Annotated in this window: 12 protein-coding genes; 8 read left to right on the forward strand and 4 right to left on the reverse strand. The window is 44.2% G+C overall.

The window, feature by feature from the left end; translation table 11 throughout:
* The 3 genes from QZU45_RS04440 to QZU45_RS04450 form a co-directional block, all read left to right on the forward strand.
* The coding region (locus QZU45_RS04440; protein ID WP_295352119.1) for a toprim domain-containing protein at positions 1-1612 on the forward strand (1612 nt) is incomplete at its 5' end.
* 2 nt (positions 1613-1614) lie between these two features.
* The gene (locus QZU45_RS04445) at positions 1615-3648 is read left to right on the forward strand and encodes an ATP-dependent helicase (protein ID WP_295352122.1); all 2034 of its coding nucleotides are present in this window, start codon (positions 1615-1617) and stop codon (positions 3646-3648) included.
* Positions 3645-4034 carry a (deoxy)nucleoside triphosphate pyrophosphohydrolase gene (locus tag QZU45_RS04450; protein WP_295352124.1) on the forward strand — a complete coding sequence of 130 codons (390 nt, stop codon included), beginning with the start codon at positions 3645-3647 and terminating at the stop codon, positions 4032-4034. The genes QZU45_RS04445 and QZU45_RS04450 overlap by 4 nt, the downstream gene beginning before the upstream one ends.
* Before the next feature lie 104 nt (positions 4035-4138).
* Here the strand turns inward: QZU45_RS04450 and ilvC are convergent, their stop codons facing one another.
* A complete protein-coding gene (gene ilvC / locus QZU45_RS04455) occupies positions 4139-5626 on the reverse strand; it encodes a ketol-acid reductoisomerase (RefSeq protein ID WP_295352127.1) in 1488 nt (495 codons plus the stop codon).
* A 153-nt stretch (positions 5627-5779) separates the two neighbouring features.
* Here ilvC and ilvY point away from each other — a divergent pair, with 153 nt between their 5' ends.
* Positions 5780-6712, forward strand: a complete 933-nt coding sequence (ilvY, locus tag QZU45_RS04460) for an HTH-type transcriptional activator IlvY (RefSeq protein ID WP_295352130.1) — start codon at positions 5780-5782, stop codon at positions 6710-6712.
* A gap of 83 nt (positions 6713-6795) precedes the next feature.
* Here ilvY and dctP read toward each other — a convergent pair whose 3' ends face one another.
* On the reverse strand, positions 6796-7776 hold the full coding sequence (dctP, locus tag QZU45_RS04465) for a TRAP transporter substrate-binding protein DctP (protein ID WP_295352132.1): 981 nt from the start codon (positions 7774-7776) through the stop codon (positions 6796-6798).
* Between the two features lie 261 nt (positions 7777-8037).
* On the opposite strand from dctP, the gene dnaE reads away from it, so the two are divergent.
* Entirely contained in the window at positions 8038-11712 is a 3675-nt protein-coding gene (gene dnaE, locus QZU45_RS04470) for a DNA polymerase III subunit alpha (RefSeq protein ID WP_295352135.1), read from the forward strand.
* On the opposite strand, the gene QZU45_RS04475 is transcribed toward dnaE, so the two are convergent.
* Together QZU45_RS04475 and QZU45_RS04480 are read right to left on the reverse strand one after the other, a co-directional pair.
* Positions 11696-12415 carry a 4'-phosphopantetheinyl transferase superfamily protein gene (locus QZU45_RS04475; protein WP_295352137.1) on the reverse strand — a complete coding sequence of 240 codons (720 nt, stop codon included), beginning with the start codon at positions 12413-12415 and terminating at the stop codon, positions 11696-11698. The genes dnaE and QZU45_RS04475 overlap by 17 nt on opposite strands.
* A 16-nt stretch (positions 12416-12431) precedes the next feature.
* Positions 12432-12887 carry a hypothetical protein gene (locus tag QZU45_RS04480; RefSeq protein WP_295352140.1) on the reverse strand — a complete coding sequence of 152 codons (456 nt, stop codon included), beginning with the start codon at positions 12885-12887 and terminating at the stop codon, positions 12432-12434.
* Between the two features lie 56 nt (positions 12888-12943).
* Here QZU45_RS04480 and lgt point away from each other — a divergent pair, with 56 nt between their 5' ends.
* The 3 genes from lgt (at position 12944) to glmS (ending at position 17185) form a co-directional block, all read left to right on the forward strand.
* Positions 12944-13735, forward strand: coding sequence for a prolipoprotein diacylglyceryl transferase (lgt, locus tag QZU45_RS04485; protein ID WP_295000219.1), 792 nt, complete (start codon positions 12944-12946; stop codon positions 13733-13735).
* A gap of 3 nt (positions 13736-13738) precedes the next feature.
* Positions 13739-15130: a bifunctional UDP-N-acetylglucosamine diphosphorylase/glucosamine-1-phosphate N-acetyltransferase GlmU gene (glmU, locus tag QZU45_RS04490; RefSeq protein WP_295352142.1), complete on the forward strand. Its 1392-nt coding sequence runs from the start codon at positions 13739-13741 to the stop codon at positions 15128-15130.
* A gap of 225 nt (positions 15131-15355) precedes the next feature.
* Positions 15356-17185 (forward strand): glutamine--fructose-6-phosphate transaminase (isomerizing), encoded by a 1830-nt coding sequence (glmS, locus tag QZU45_RS04495; RefSeq protein ID WP_295352144.1) that lies wholly within the window; start codon positions 15356-15358, stop codon positions 17183-17185.
* The last annotated feature ends 29 nt before the right edge of the window (positions 17186-17214 follow it).

Here is a 17214-nt window from a genome sequence, read left to right on the forward strand (position 1 = left end):
CGGACAGAATGATGCCATCAAATCGGACGATGTTTTCGGTGGTACAAAGATTGATGAGAGCCGATTTGGTCATATTGAACCAGAACCATTCGGTGCAGGCCTTCTGAACGGTGACCGCTTCAATCCATCAAATATGAACGCCAGTGGTGTTACTCCACATAGAACCGTAAATTCCATTTCTCCTTTTGATGAAGCCAGACTGCATCCTTTTAACGCCCGTGGCAGTACCGCATCAAATACACCGAACCAGCCTACATTCAGCGGCTTTGGACAGGCTCAGAATATTGCAGCTTCGCTGCAGTCGCAGAAACCAGCCACAGAGAATAATCAGCTATCCCCAAAAATCAATGAGATTGAACAGTCACCTTTCCAGACATTCAGTCGTGAGGATACCTATGATTACTCAGCCTATATCAGAAAGTGCTGTGAAATGTCCGGTGCTACCGGATACTTTAAGGAAAGAGGGCTTAGCGACGAGGTTATTGAAAAATTCCGTCTTGGCTTTGATGATAACTACTATGCAGACGGTGATAATAACCCTGACTCCGTAATCTGGAAGGCTGCAATCATTCCTTACGGTACACATGGTTATGTGGCAAGAAATACGTTGCCTGCGGATTCACAGAACCGATTCAGAAAGAAAGGCTTTTTCAATATCTATAACAACGAGATTCTGGATCAGGAAGGAACCGTATTCATCACTGAAGGGGAAATGGATGCTCTTTCTCTTGAAACCCTAGGTATGCATGCGGTTGCATTGGGCGGAGTTGGAAACATACAGCAGCTTATGGACAAAATCCGCAGTGTCAGTGTAAAGCATCATTATTATATATGTCTTGATAATGATGCTGCAGGAGAAGAGGCTGCAAATAAGCTTGGATCACTGATGTTCCAGGCAGGACTGAGCTTCAACCGTATAAATCTTGCACATCCTTACAAAGATCTGAATGAGGCGCTGTGCAGAGATCGTGATACCTTATCTCAGAGACTTGCCTCTTTAGAGAAGATGCTGACGGTTAAGCTTGACGGTTTAAAGAGTACCGCACCAGCCTACAGATACATAAACAGCAGTGATGATCTCACCGCCATGAGATTCTCTCCATCTCTGTATTCTCTATGCGGACATCCAATGGTTTTAAGACGCATCTGTGCATCTCTGATGAAGAACAGCTCTAAGAAATGCATCTATGCTGCACTTAACTGCCAGAGAAACGCTTTAGAATCAATCATCAGAGCAAACACCCCAAATGATTCGGTATCTTTGGGAGATAACATCAGATTTATAGAATATACGAAGGAGACCCTAATCTCTCAGCTGATTACCGGTGTTGGTTCAATGATTATTCAGAGCAATACCGAGCTTGTGACCTTTGTGGATCTGACAGCCCTAACCGAACAGGAAGCAGCAGGACTTATCAGAAAGATAGAGGACGAAAACCAGGTTCTGAAGGTATCCATGATTTTACTGTGTAATCAGTCAGCCCGTGAAGCTGCCGAGGGTATATGCATTCAGAATCTGAATGTGGATATTTCCGAAGGCGGAGAGTTTACAGTAAAAACCATTAATGAGCAGGGACGACCAGCCTTCTTTGTCAAAACGAGTAACTTCTAGACATGCGTTTGAATGATGCACAGCAGGCGGCTGTTGATTATATCAGCGGCCCCTGTCTGGTTTTAGCAGGAGCCGGCTCTGGCAAAACCCGCGTAATTACCACCAAAATCGTAAAACTGATCCACAGTTACAATATTCCTCCTCAGAATATCTGTGCGGTTACTTTCACCAACAAAGCAGCCGCAGAAATGCGTGATCGTGTCAAGAAAGAGCTTGGTAATGAAATTGCATCAAAAATCACCATCTCAACCTTTCACTCTCTTGGTCTTACCATCCTCAAGAATGAATATCTGGAGATGGGGCTGTCAAAGAACTTTACCCTTTTCGATCAGTACGACTCTCTTAAGGTTATAAGAGACATCGTCAGAGAGAAATACCCTCAGATTCTGGTAGATAACTCCGAGAAGAATGTGGTTGAGGAAATCGCCTCAATGATCAGCAACTGGAAGACCAATCTTCAAAGACCTGAGGATATCGAGGATCGAACCGTCAGAGTAGAAATCTATGATGACTATCAGGAGTACTTAAAAGCCTGCAATGCTGCCGACTTTGAGGATCTGATCTTCAAGACCACACTGCTGCTCAGAGACAATGACAGGGTAAGGGAAAAATATACAAAACTCTTCAGATACGTACTGGTGGATGAGTATCAGGATACCAATGAGACACAGTATCAGCTTTTAAAATGTCTGACCTCTCACTATAAAACCTTTACCGTAGTGGGTGATGACGATCAGTCCATCTATGCCTGGAGAGGCGCAAGACCAGAAAACATCAAGGTCCTGGCCCACGAATTCCCCGATCTTAAGGTTATCAAGCTTGAGCAGAACTACCGTTCCACCATGCACATTCTTAACTGTGCCAATACCCTTATCTCCCACAATGAACATATCTTCAACAAGACTCTGTTCACCAATTCCTCAGAAGGAGAGAAGGTAAAGATCATGGAACTTAGAACTGAAGCAGACGAGGCTGACAGAGTTGTACAGCTGATTCTGGCCCATCAGTTCCGTAATCACACCGAGTGGAAGGATTATGCAGTGCTGTACCGCTCCAACGGTCAGTCCAAGATGCTTGAAAAGGCCTTTCATTCAGCAAGAATTCCCTGCTTTATCTCAGGTGGAACCAGTTTCTTTGAACAGGTGGAAATCAAGGATATGCTCAGCTGGTGCAGAGTAATCTGTAACCCTTTTGATGATATGGCACTGCTTCGAGTCATCAATGTACCTCGTCGCGGAATCGGAGCAGAGACCATTAACTATCTGTTTACCAAGGCAAAAGAGAGCGGAAAATCTCTATACGAAACCGCCCTGAATCCGAATATTGCCAATGACATGATCCCAAGACAGAAAAAATCCATGACAGAGTTTATGGTGCTTCTGACTAAAATGAGATCTCTCATACTGTCTAAAAAAGATCTTGAACTTGCCGAAAATCTTGTGGAGATCATCGGCTACAATGCTTACATCAAGGCCAATACAGAAAGTAAGATAGCTGTTGAAATCAAAACCAACAACATTAAACAGCTGATGACCTGGATTACTGATCTAATCCGAGGTAAAAAGAGCGGAGATACTCTTTCCTTTGTTGAGGCTGTAGATAGGCTTGGTCTGCGTGAGATGATGGATCGCAACAATGACGACCAGGATAATGATGCGGTGCAGATGATGACGCTGCACGCCTCAAAAGGACTTGAATTTCCTTATGTTTTTCTTGTTGGCATGGAAGAAGGCTGTCTGCCCCACAAGAATTCGCTGCCTTCCGATGAAAATCCTGATGTGGATAATGTGGATGAGGAAAGACGTCTTGCCTATGTAGGTATTACCCGAGCCAGAAAGGAGCTGACCATGCTCCTCGCCCGAGAAACCTCCTCACGCCGAGGCATTCCAACAGCCATATCTCCTAGCCGTTTCCTAAGAGAACTGCCTGCAGCTGATATTGATTACTATCCTTTAGGAGAAACTCCATCCATCTCCGAGGATCAGTACAAGAGTGATTTTGATGAGGCTCTGCGCCAGCTGGATGAAATACTATGAAGACTATTAATGTTGTTGCAGCCATTATCGTAAGTGAGGATAAAAGAATCTTTGCAACCCAGAGAGGCTACGGAGACTACAAAGGCTGGTGGGAGTTTCCCGGAGGAAAAATCGAGGAAGGAGAATCCCGTGAAGAAGCCTTAAAAAGAGAAATCATGGAAGAGCTAGCCTGTCCTATAAAGGTTGGGCAGTTTTTTGATGCCATTGAGTATGACTATCCTAAATTTCATCTGCATATGGACTGTTTTCTCTGTTCCCTGGACGGTGTGGAGCCTTCTCTTTTAGAACACATGTCCGCAAAATGGCTTAAGCTTTCAGAACTGTCCGAGGTCAAATGGCTTGAAGCCGATCTCTCCATTATAGAAAAGCTCAAAAACTCACTTTAAACAGATCTGAATCATATATCATACTGATTTTTATTCAAAAAAAAGGATGGAACCCTGCGATCCCATCCTAAGATATATTGAATTAATCTTTGTAATTCTGATGATTAGTTGTTGCCTACAGCAACAGTCTTCATGTCTGACATGTAAGCGCGCAGCTTGCGGCCAACAATCTCAATTGGGTGATTGCGGATTGCGTCATTAACCTTGATCAGCTCAACGTTATCAACGCAGTTGTCACCAGGAAGAGTCTCACCGAATACATCCAGCTTCTGACGGCTCATGAATTCCTTTAATAGAGGAATTGCAGCATTGGCGAACAGATAGTTGCCGTACTCAGCGGTATCAGAAATTACCACGTTCATCTCATATAGACGACGACGAGCAATGGTGTTGGCGATCAGAGGAAGCTCATGTAATGACTCATAGTAGGCTGACTCTGGGTAAATACCAGACTCGGTCATGGTCTCGAAAGCAAGTTCAATACCAGCCTTACAGAAAGCAACCATCAGAGTGCCCTTGTCGAAGTATTCCTGCTCAGAAATCTTCTCGTCACAGGCAGGAGCGTTCTCGAATGCACACTTAGCGTAGTTCTCTCTCCAGGTGTGAAGATTTACGTCATTGTTTGCCCAGTCTTCCATCATGATGCGGGAGAATTCACCGCTCTCGATGTCATCCATGTGCTTGCGGTATAAGGTCTTCATCAGAGCCTTTAATTCCTCAGCCAGGTGGAATGCCTTGATCTTTGCAGGATTTGACAGACGATCCATCATGTTGGTGATGCCGCCCTGCTTTAAAGCCTCACAGATGGTTTCCCAGCCGTACTGCAGAAGCTTGCAGGCATAAGCCTTGTCAGCACCTAAAGCTACAGCGTGGTCATAGCACAGAACTGTTGCAGCCTGAAGTACACCGCAAAGAATGGTCTGCTCGCCCATCAGGTCTGACTTAACCTCTGCTACGAATGAAGAACGCAGACAGCCTGCCTTGTGACCACCGGTACCAGCAGCCCAGGCCTTGGCATAATCCCAGCCTTCACCGTTTGGATCATTCTCTGGATGAACAGCCAGCAGAGTTGGAACACCGAAACCACGGCGGAACTCTTCACGAACCTCAGTACCAGGTGACTTAGGAGCAACCATAACTACGGTAATGTCCTTACGCACCTGCATGCCTAACTCAATCATATTGAAACCGTGTGAGTAACCTAAGCAGGCACCTGACTTCATTAAAGGCTGAACAGCGTTAACCACAGCCTCATGCTGCTTATCTGGAGTCAGATTGATTACAAGATCAGCGGTTGGGATCAGCTCATCATAGGTACCAACCTTGAAGCCATTCTCAGTTGCTCTCTTGAAGGATGCTCTCTTCTCATCAATAGCAGACTGACGTAATGCGTAGCTTACATCAAGACCGGAATCTCTTAAGTTCAAGCCCTGGTTTAAACCCTGAGCACCACAGCCGATGATTACAATCTTCTTACCTTTTAAGAAATTACAGCCATCAGCAAACTCACTGCGATCCATCAGCTCACAGCAGCCAAGCTGTGCTAACTTCTCGCGTAAATTCAATGTATTGAAATAATTGAAATTAGCCATGTTAAGACCTATACCATAGAAAAGAAAAAACTAAAAAAAACTAAACCTTGCGGTATATGCTTTTAATCATAGCAGAAATTTTATAAAATGGAATACGAATTATTTTATATTGCAATTTTTGCAATATAGGACAAGTTTCAGGAAGAAAATACAGTGATTGATTTAAAAGACGCAGCGGCATTCTTAAGGTTATGTGAGACCTCAAACCTAACCAGAACAGCAACTCTCTGTGAAGTGAGTCCTTCAACCCTAAGCAGAACTTTGAACAAACTTGAAGCAAAGCTTAACACCAAACTGTGCATCCGTGATAAGAAAGGAATCTTTATTACCGAAGCCGGTCACAAATTTGAAGAATTCGCCAGAAAGACGCTAAATGCCTATGCTGAGCTTGAGCATGATCTGAATGGAAATATGCAGACCGCCAGCGGTATTGTAAAAATTTTCTGCTCGGTTACAGCTTCATATCTGTTCATTCCAAGACTGCTAAATGAGCTGCATCTGACTGCACCTAATCTTGAGATCAAACTTGAAACCGGTGATCCTGCCGAAGCTCTTTTAAAGCTCGAAGATCCGGATACCGACTTTGTAATCAGCGCTCTGCCAAATGAAATTCCGGATAATATCCGCTATGTTGATCTGGTAACTTTCCCCCTGATTCTGATTGCACCAAAAAAGCCCCGTTATAACACTGAAAATGATCTGACATCAAACGATCTCTCTGGTGTTCCTTTTGTAATGCCTGAAAAAGGACAGCTACGCTATGAGGTGGAAAAATTCTTCCAGTCTCTCGAAGTTCCTCCACATATCTATTCAGAAATATCAGGTCATGAGGCTATAGTGTCAATCACAGCCTTAGGCTTTGGAATTTCCGTGGTTCCAAGACTTGTCTATGATATCTCTCCATTCAAGAATGATGTGGTGGTTATAAAGGAGCTGCCTTGGTCAAACTTCCGTGTGGCCCTGTGCTCTCTTAAGAATCGCGCCAAGAATCCAAACATCAAGATTGTGCATGATCTGGCAAGACGACTGGCCCCAAGTTTCAGTCCTGATCTGACCCGCCGCAGAACCGATCTTGGAATCATGTAGATGTCTTATGACAAAAACAATCCTCGTCGAAAAAACATCTGACGAGGAGAAATGATTAAGAAAAAATTCTAGGAAGAAAGATTCTACTGATACTTCAAGGTGATAACATAAAGCTTTCTTATGGCAGGATTGTCGGAAAGCAGACTGTTATGCAGATGCAGAACCTTTTTACGGAAGGACTCTGAATCAACTTTTATAAAGGATACCCCCATCTCTTCTGCCTGTTTAATCGCCTTTTTCACACGAGATTTCCATTCCCTGATTTCAACACGCTGAGCCTCCATGGCCGCAGCCTGAAATACAGCATAATCTTCAGGACTTAGAGAAGAGAGAAATTCTTCTGATCCTATCAGCATATCAGGGATCATCTGGTGCCCATCATAAGAGTAGTATTTGCAGATCTCTCCATGTCTCTGGTCTACCAAAGCCAGCTCATTGTTCTCCGCTCCATCAACAACACCTTTCTTTAAGGCTGGATAGACATCTTTAAAGGACATAACATAGTCGTTGGCTCCGAAGGCTTCCATCATCAGCCCTGTATTGCGACCAATCTGCACTCTGAAATTCCTGTCCTTAAGATCATCTACAGTTCTAATCGGGAAAGATGCATAGAAATTTCTAGTACCCGCAGTAAAAGCACTTAACGGTCTGAAAAATTTCCTTTTCTCCTGAGCCTGCAGTTCAGCAATCACCTCAGGATCACGTATGAATAGCTCATAGATCTCCTCTGATCTGAACAGATAAGGTACAGAAAAAATCGCATACTGCTTGGAAGAGTTCTCCAGCAGTGAGGCAGAGATTGCCATAAACTGTATGGAATTTAGTTTAACCAGAGAAAAAACCTGCTCGTTTGAACCGGCAAGACCGTTGGGATAAATCTGGATTTCATAGCGATCACCGATCTCATTTTCAATATAGTTTTTAAATACCAGAAAAGCTTTGTGCTGGGGATGTGTCTCCACATGGGTATGTGCAACGGTCACGGTTATTTTTGCATAGGCAGGAGCTGTCAATCCAAAGAGGAACAACATGACAGACAGAATAATCAATCTGCAAAGCTTCATAGAACAGACCTCTCTGTTTTTACTCCTTATATTAAAATTATAGTTGTTTACTTAAAAATACGTCTGCACAATCCGAGCAAATTCTTGCACAAAACCGCCATTTAATCATAAAAAATCAAAATACCGCTCCCTAGAAGCTTTTTTCTTGAAAACTCTGAATTGTATTCAGAAAATGCAAATGCAAAATCTGCTAGAATGGTGAACTGAAAAAAGATAGTAAATGGCGCCTGCCTCATAAAAAAATTCAAGAAAAACATATAAATGATTGATAGAGAATTAACTTACGTACCGCTTCATGTTCACTCCTGCTATTCCATCAATGACGGTCTGCAGAACGTGGGTGATATTGTAAAAAGAGCCTCAAAATTTCATATGCCGGCTATTGCTGTCACCGACTACAATAATATGGCGGGCTTTGTCAGATTCTATAACGCCTGTTACGGTGCCGGAATCAAACCAATCATGGGAGCAGATCTTCAGGTAAAGGAAAACACTAAACCAGGTGATCCTGAAAGAATCTTTACTGTTACCCTTCTGGCAACAAACCGTCAGGGTAAACAGAATCTATACGATATTCTCTCCGATGCATGGGTAAATACCGGCTCACCAGATATTACCGATGTGGTCTGCACTGTTGATGATCTGTGGAAATACTCAGAGGGACTGATCCTTTTAAACGGTTTCCGAGGAGATATCGGCGCTTTTCTTAGAGAAGATGAAAAGGGGAAAATCAAAGAACGTCTTGCTCTTTATCAGAAATACTACGGCGACAGATTCTGTTTTGAAATCACCCGAACCAACCGAGAGGGCGAAGGTCAGTTTGAAATCGCAGCTCTGAACTACTGCATTGAATATGGGTTCTGTCCTGTTGCAACCAATGACACCCGTTTTCTGATGGGACCGGATGAAGTACCTGCTGACGGACTTCCTGACTACTATGTTCACGATATTCGTGTTTCCATCCAGCAGGGCTGCTCAAAAGGTTCGCGCGAAAACGCCCGTACCTATTCTCCAATGCAGTATATGAGATCTCCTGAGGAGATGGCAGAACTTTTCTCAGATCTACCTGAAGCCATCATCAATACCCGCCGTATTGCCGAACGCTGCAACGTGGAAATTGAGCTTGATGTACCACGTCTGCCACGTTATGACACCGGTGAGCTCTCAACTGCTGACTGTCTTAGAATGAAGGCCCATGAGGGACTTGAGAAAAGACTGGAATTCCTCTTCCCAGATGAAAAGGAGAGAGAGGAGAAACGACCTATCTACGAGAAGCGCCTGGAAACCGAACTTAACGTTATCATCACCATGGATTTCCCTGGCTATTTCCTTATCGTGATGGAATTTATTCAGTGGTCCAAGGCTCATGGTGTACCTGTAGGACCTGGACGTGGTTCAGGCGGCGGTTCACTTGTAGCCTACGCTCTAACCATTACTGACTTCGATCCTCTGCGCTTTGATCTGCTGTTCGAGCGATTCCTGAATCCTGAGCGTGTCTCTATGCCTGACTTCGACGTGGACTTCTGTCAGAGAAAACGTCAGATGACTCTGCAGCACGTGGTGGATCACTACGGCCGTACAGCAGTATCACAGATTGCCGCCTTCGGTACCCTGGCCCCTAAGGCTGCTATTCAGGGTGTGGGCCGTGCAATCGGAGTACCGCTAGGACAGGTGCGCCGTGTTGCTGCATTGATTCCTGAAACCCCTGGCACCACCTTCAAAGCCTGTTTCGGTATAGATAAGAAAGGCAATCCCTGTGAATCTGTATCACCTGATTTTCTGGAATTCTACAAACGTGCCAAGGCTAACGACGAAAAGGAATCAATTGAACTTATAGACGTTTCTGTAAGACTTGAAGGTGTTATCAGAAGTATCGGTAAACATGCAGCTGGTGTGGTTATCTCCCCAACCCGAATTGCTGAATTCGCCCCGCTGATGCTGGATTCTGACGGACGTCCGATCACTCAGTACGATAAAAAGGATGTTGAGCACGCCGGTCTGGTTAAGTTCGACTTCCTGGGGCTGACCACCCTGACCATCATTGACGATGCAAAGGAGATGATCGACGCCAAACTTGCAAGACAGGGCAAGCCTCCTATTAATATTGCCGCTATCCCTTATGAGGATGAAGCTTCCTACAAGATGATTCAGGAGACGGAAACTACTGCAGTATTCCAGCTGGAATCCACAGGTATGCGTAAGCTCATCGGTAAAATGCAGCCTGACCGCTTTGATGATCTTGTGGCTCTGGTGGCCCTGTACCGTCCTGGACCTCTAAACTCCGGAATGGTGGATCATTTCGTAGACAGAAAACACGGAACAGAGCCTGTAAGCTATCCGCTTCCAGAGGCACAGGATCTGGATTTAAAACCAATCCTTGATTCCACCTACGGAGTTATCGTGTACCAGGAGCAGGTTATGCAGATTGCTCAGGTGCTCGCAGGCTACTCTCTGGGCGGTGCGGATATTCTGCGTCGAGCCATGGGTAAGAAGATCCCTTCTGAAATGGCCGCCCAGCGTGACGTTTTCAATCGAGGATGTCAGAAAAAAGGTAAAGATCTGAAAATCATGGGACAGATCTTCGACCAGGTGGAAATGTTCGCGGCATACGGCTTCAACAAGTCACACTCTGCAGCTTACGCTCTTGTAGCCTGGTGGACTCTTTATCTTAAGGTTCACTACCCGGCTGAGTTCCTGGCCGCCATGATGACTGCCGACTGTATGAAGACAGAGAAACTGATTGCCTATATCGGTGAATGTCACCGTCTGGGTGTAGATGTAAATCCACCAGATGTGAATATCGGTAAATTCCGTTTCGGTGTTGATCTTCAGGGCAATGTTATCTACGGCTTCTCCGCTATTAAAGGTATCGGTGAGAGACTGGTGGATCATATTGTGGAGGAGCGTGAGGCCCACGGAAAGTTCTCAGATTTCTTTGACTTTGTTTACCGTGTAGGTACCAATTTCCTATCTAAAGGTACCCTGGAAGCCCTGGTAAAAAGTGGAGCATTGGACAGTATAGGACCTAACCGCGCTCAAATGCTGGCCTCAATTCCTACGGCAATCAAATATGCCTCGCAGAAATCAGACAATCTGGCCACAGGACAGATGGATCTCTTTGCAGCCCTGGATGATCAGAACGTTAAACCTAACTACGTTCAGGTCCGTAACTGGTCTGACAAGGTAAGACTGTTCCATGAAAAGGCTCTGTTAGGTCTGTATCTTTCCGGACATCCAATCGACGGCTACAAGGCCGAACTGGTTAAATACTGCGGAGATACCACCTTAAACAATATGCTGCCGGGCACACCAGACAGTCCAAATCATGTGGTGATCGGCGGCGTGGTCATCGGCGCAAGCTGTATGCCGTCAAAAAAAGATCCGACCAAGAAGTTCTTTATCATTACTCTTGATGACGGAACAGCAACCTTTGAAACTCTGCTCTTTGGCAAGAATGCCGACAAAATGATCAGAATTATGGATGATCTTGAGGAGAAAAAAGAGCTTAGAAAGAAGACTGCAAAAGGAGAGGATATTCCAACTCCGCTGATTATGGTATTCGACGGCTGGCTGACCATGGATCCGGAAAACGGCTCCACCAGAATGAGAATCACAAGTTTTGATACGCTTGAAACTCTGCGAATGCACCGAGCCAGTAAGCTGACACTGAATTTCACCAGTCATGTGCTCAATGAAAACATCTCCTACATTGATGAAATCCTGATGAGAAACAAGCTTGATGTCAAGGAAGTCAATGCCAAAAAGAAAATGGCGGAAAATCCAGATGATGTCATCTCCGGATGTTCCTTAAGACTCATTATCGATAACAAACTGATTCAGCTTCATGATGATAAATTCAGATTCCTGCCATCAGATGATCTAGTTGAGGGTATTCGTGATATGGCTGGTGTAGACAGCGTTAAGATTGCCTACTAACATTTGACCTTAGATAACGGTACAGTATTTCAGGGTTGTCGGTTCTTATTATTCTGCCTTCCCTGAATACATAAAACTCACTCTCCTCCCCTGCTCTTGAACTGTAGGAGAGGAAGGCTCCTCCATCATGATTCAGCACTGAATCAAGTCTGATGATATTCACCTCGGTGCCCTCAGGGACTGAGAAATAATCAAAGGTTCTCTGTTCTATATCTGCGGCAATAGAGCTGATATCCACCAGGCCACGACCTGAGACCTTGATAAGACACTCTCTTAAAGTCCACAGAGAAGTAAATAGAGTTAACTGATCAGCCTCGCCAAGTCTTCCAAAATACTCATACTCCTCATCTGAAAGGATTCTCTTTTTAAGACCTTCAATATTACGGCGAGGCTTGATGTACTCTACATCAAGTCCAAGTTCTCTGTCACCTATGGCAAGACATATCAGTTTAGAACTGTGGGAAATATTAAAGAAAGGATATCTGCTTTCAAAAAATACAGGCTTACCATGAGAGAGTGTAGTAATCTGGGGAAGAGAATCTACACCGTAAAACTCTGACAGGCTCTCCTGCAGCAGAGCTCTTCCTCCCAGAAAACTTTTCTGACGGTTAAAGGAAAAGGAGGAGGCGAAATCATGCCACTCTTTTTTGAGGACATGACTTTCTGCATAGGAATCTTCAATAGTGGAGAGAATAATCTTCATCTTATCTAAAGGTTGGTTACTCTTTGTCGTTGACCTTCAGATTGTCAAAAAGGTGCGGATTGGCATTTGCATCATTCTGTGAATCTGAATTATCTGCACCATTATTGACCTCTGAATCTCGATCTGAAGTGGACTTGGCTGCTTCACTCTGAGTCTTTGAGTCTTTATGGAATTTCTCTTTATATAGTCCCATTATTTTTCCGGTCAAAAAATACCATAGAACAAGACAGACAACACCAGCGATACAGCCTGTCACAAACAGGTCAGCTGACTGATCTACATGGAAAAAATCCATAAAAGGAGCCAGAGATTTTGGCATAACAATGGCAGACCACAGAGGAACATTTCCAAGACACAGGGAAATGATGCCGAATTTGGTCTTAGAAGGAATAAATACCAGGATAAAGCTTAGAATACAGAATGCCAGACCTAAACCGGAAAAAAAAGTTTGAGTTGCTTCAATATTAATCATAATCGTTAAAAACTGCTAAAATACACGCGTCTAATTCTACCAAAATGGGAATAAAAATGTTTATTAACAACTTAGATCCTGTAGCTTTTTCAGCAGGACCTCTGTCTATACGCTGGTATGGACTGTTCTTTTCATTCGGCTTTATCCTCGGCTATATTATTATGCAGTTGTTTTTTAAACAGAAAAATTACAAAACCGAGGATCTGGACAAACTACTGTTGTATATTTTTGTCGGAACAGTCATCGGTGCCAGACTGGCCCACTGTCTTATCTACGAACCTGATTTCTATCTGGCACATCCAGTTGAAATCCTCAAAATCTGGCAGGGCGGACTTGCAAGCCACGGCGGTTCATTGGGCGTGGTGATCGCAGTCCTGATTTTCCTGCGCAAAAACAAATACAGATTCCTTGAACTGGGAGATATGCTGTGTGTTCCTATCGCGCTGGTATGTTCACTTATCCGTGTCGGCAACTTCTTCAACTCAGAGATTCTGGGGATCCCAACAAATACAGATTTCGGAGTGATCTTTGTAAGATTGGGAGAGAGCTTTCCCCGTCATCCAGCCCAGCTTTATGAGGCTGTCGCCTACTTTGCAGTATTTCTGATCCTGATGGCTATCTATGTGTTTGTAAAAAACCGTCCACAGGGACTGATTGTAGGTCTGCTGCTAACCTTAACCTTCACTGCCAGAATGGCAATTGAGCCTTTCAAGGTTGAACAGGCGGACTACTCTACCAATGCCATCTTCAATGTAGGACAGCTGCTGTCCATACCGTTCATACTGGTGGGCATTGCAGTCATCATTTATTCAGTACGAAAGAATTCCAAACTAAAGAAAGGTATGTAAAAAATGTCATTAGAAATCGTAATTCTTGCAGCCGGCAAAGGCAAAAGAATGCACTCTGCACTTCCAAAAGTTTTACACAAGGTTGCAGACCGTCCAATGCTTGAGCATGTAATCAGAACCTCTGCCGCCTTAAATCCTAAGGCAATTCATGTTGTTATCGGACACATGGCTGAGAAAGTTGAGCAGATGATAAACGAGCTTCCAGATGAATTAAGAAAGCTTGTAACAATTTCTGTTCAGGCAGAGCAGCTTGGTACCGGTCATGCAGTTAACTGTGCCATGCCAAAGGTTGCTGATGATTCAGACGTGCTGGTACTTTACGGTGACACTCCATTAACTCCAGCAGAGCTTTTAAAGGATCTTATCGCCTCTCTTGATGGCAATGAGCTCTCCGTACTGAGTGCCATTGCACCAAATCCATTCGGCTACGGCAGAATCATCCGCGGTAGTGACAACAAGCTTAAGGCTATTGTTGAAGAAAAAGATGCCAGTGACGAGCAGAAAAAGATTACCGAGGTCAACACCGGCATGATTGTCTGCAAGGCTTCTGTGCTGAAGGAGTATCTGCCTAAGCTTAAGAACAACAACGCTCAGGGTGAATACTACCTGACCGATTTATCCGGCCAGCTTTCTGCAGAGGGAAAAGCAGTAAACATTCTGATTGCTCCTGATTTTGACATTCTCTCCGGTGTTAATTCAAAGCCACAGCTTGCCTTTGTTGAAAGACTGTACCAGAAAACTCAGGCTGAGAAACTGATGGTTGAAGGTGTTACTCTTGCTGATCCAGAGCGTATCGATGTCCGCGGTGAATTAACCTGCGGTGATGACGTATTCATCGACATCAACTGTATCTTTGAAGGAAAGGTGGTGCTTGGCAGTAACGTTAAGATCTGTGCCGGCTGTGTAATCAGAAACTGCACCATCGGCGATGGCTCTGTAATCTCTCCTTACTCTGTACTTGAGGATTCCGAGATTAAGAAGGCTGCTACCATCGGACCATTTGCAAGACTGCGTCCTGGCAATGTACTTGAGGACAATGTACACGTAGGCAACTTCGTAGAATGCAAGAAGGCTCACCTTGGTGTCGGTACCAAAGCAGGACACCTGTCATATCTTGGTGATGCTGAAATTGGTAAGGATGTTAATATCGGTGCTGGTACCATCACCTGCAACTATGATGGAGCAAACAAGTTCAAGACCGTAATCGGTGACGATGTATTCGTGGGATCCGACACTCAGCTGGTGGCTCCGGTTACCGTAAAGAATGGGGTTACCATTGGTGCAGGAACCACAGTTACCCACCGAATCAAGTCTGAGGAAGGCGCATTAATCATCACCCGCGCTCAGGCTACTGTAATTGACAACTACCCAAGACCACGCAAAATCAAAAAGTAGTTTCTACCCAAAAACAGGCGCCAGATCTTTTTAATCTGGCGCTTATTTTTTTCAGTTTTCGAGCTTTTCTCTGAAAAGTGAATAAGTTATACAGCATTTTCTGCCCATACCCATTCAGTTCAATACATAAAGCAATTTTTTTACTGCAAATTTCAGCAGAAATTCTGATAAAATACCAAGCTGATCACGAAATTGGGAAAAATTTTTTGTAAGGATTAGTTTTTTATGTGTGGAATTGTTGGTGCTATTGCTCAGCGTAACGTATCTCAGATTCTGTTAGAAGGACTTTCAAGACTGGAATATCGCGGTTATGACAGTGCAGGTATCTGTACTATCAGTGACGGCATTCAGCACTGTATCAAAACCACAGGCAAGGTTAAGAATCTTAAGGAAGCTGTAAAAGAGAAAGGCTGTCCTGGCTTTATCGGTATTGCACACACCAGATGGGCAACCCACGGAATTCCATCAGAGGCAAATGCACATCCTCATATCTGTGAGAATCTGGCTCTGGTACACAACGGCATCATTGAAAATTTCGCCACCATAAAAGAAGATTTACTTAAAAAGGGATATCAGTTCAAGTCTCAGACAGATACTGAGGTTCTGGTATGCCTGATCCACAGCCACCTAAAGAACAGCTCATCTATTTTTGAAGCTTTCAAAAAGGCTTTAAAGGAAGTTAAAGGTTCTTTCGGTCTTGCTCTTATCGATAAGAACGATCCTAGCAGACTATATACTGCACGTTCCGGTTCTCCTCTGATTATCGGTCTTGGTATCGGTGAGAACTTCATTGCCTCAGACACTCTGGCTCTGCTTCCTGTTACCCGCAGATTCATTTATCTTGAGGAAAATGAGATTGCCGTATTAACAACCGACGAGGTCAAGGTATTCGATCTTGAAGGAAACATCATTGAAAAGCAGGTTATTGAGTCTGATCTTGATGCAGAAAGCATTTCAAAGGGCAAGTTCCGCCACTTCATGCAGAAAGAGATTTATGAGCAGCCACAGTCTCTAAGAAATACTCTGTTAGGCAGATTAAACGGAGACGATATCTCTTTAGAGACAGTTGTAGGTGCAGATGAAAACACCTTCCGTGACATCAGCAGCATTCAGATTGTAGCCTGCGGTACCTCCTACCATGCAGGACTTGTCGGCAGATACTGGCTTGAAGAGTTAACCGGAATCTCCACCAATGTTGAAATTGCCTCAGAGTACCGTTACAGAAAAGCCGTTGTAAGAGACAACAGTCTGTTCATTACAATTTCACAGTCAGGTGAAACTGCAGATACTCTGGCCTCATTAAGACTTGCTAAAGAACAGAATTACACCAAGACACTGTCTATCTGTAACGTAAACGGATCCTCTTTAGTACGAGAGTCAGATTTTACTCTGTTTACCAAGGCCGGAGCAGAAATCGGTGTTGCTTCAACCAAGGCTTTCACCACTCAGCTGCTGTCACTTCTGATCCTTGCTCTGATTATCGGCAAACAGAACGGTTCAATCAGTGCAGAAAAGAATCATGAAATCATTGAAGCAATACGCAAACTGCCATCTCTGGCAGAGGAATTCCTTTCCTGTGACAAGTCCATTTCCGAGCTGTCAGAGCAGTTCTCTGGCAAGCACCACTGCCTGTTCCTAGGCCGCGGTGTTATGTACCCAATTGCCCTTGAAGGAGCACTGAAGCTAAAGGAAATCAGCTACATCCATGCTGAAGGTTATGCTGCAGGCGAACTGAAACACGGTCCTATTGCACTGATTGACAAGAATATGCCTGTAGTTGTGGTTGCTCCAGATAATTCACTGATGGATAAGCTTATCTCCAACGTTGAAGAAGTTAGAGCCCGTGGAGCACAGCTTTATATTTTCAAGTCAGGAACCACCGTCATTAAGTCAGATGGTCAGACCAACATGCTGTCTCTTCCAGACTGCCCTGAAATTCTGCAGCCTATTTTATTTACTATTCCACTGCAGTTACTTTCATACCACTGTGCTGTTATCAACGGTACCGATGTTGATCAGCCTCGTAACCTGGCAAAATCAGTTACTGTAGAATAATTATTAACCTATAAAATTAGCGGCCTTCC

Source organism: uncultured Succinivibrio sp. (assembly GCF_902756765.1).
Taxonomy (GTDB): domain Bacteria; phylum Pseudomonadota; class Gammaproteobacteria; order Enterobacterales; family Succinivibrionaceae; genus Succinivibrio.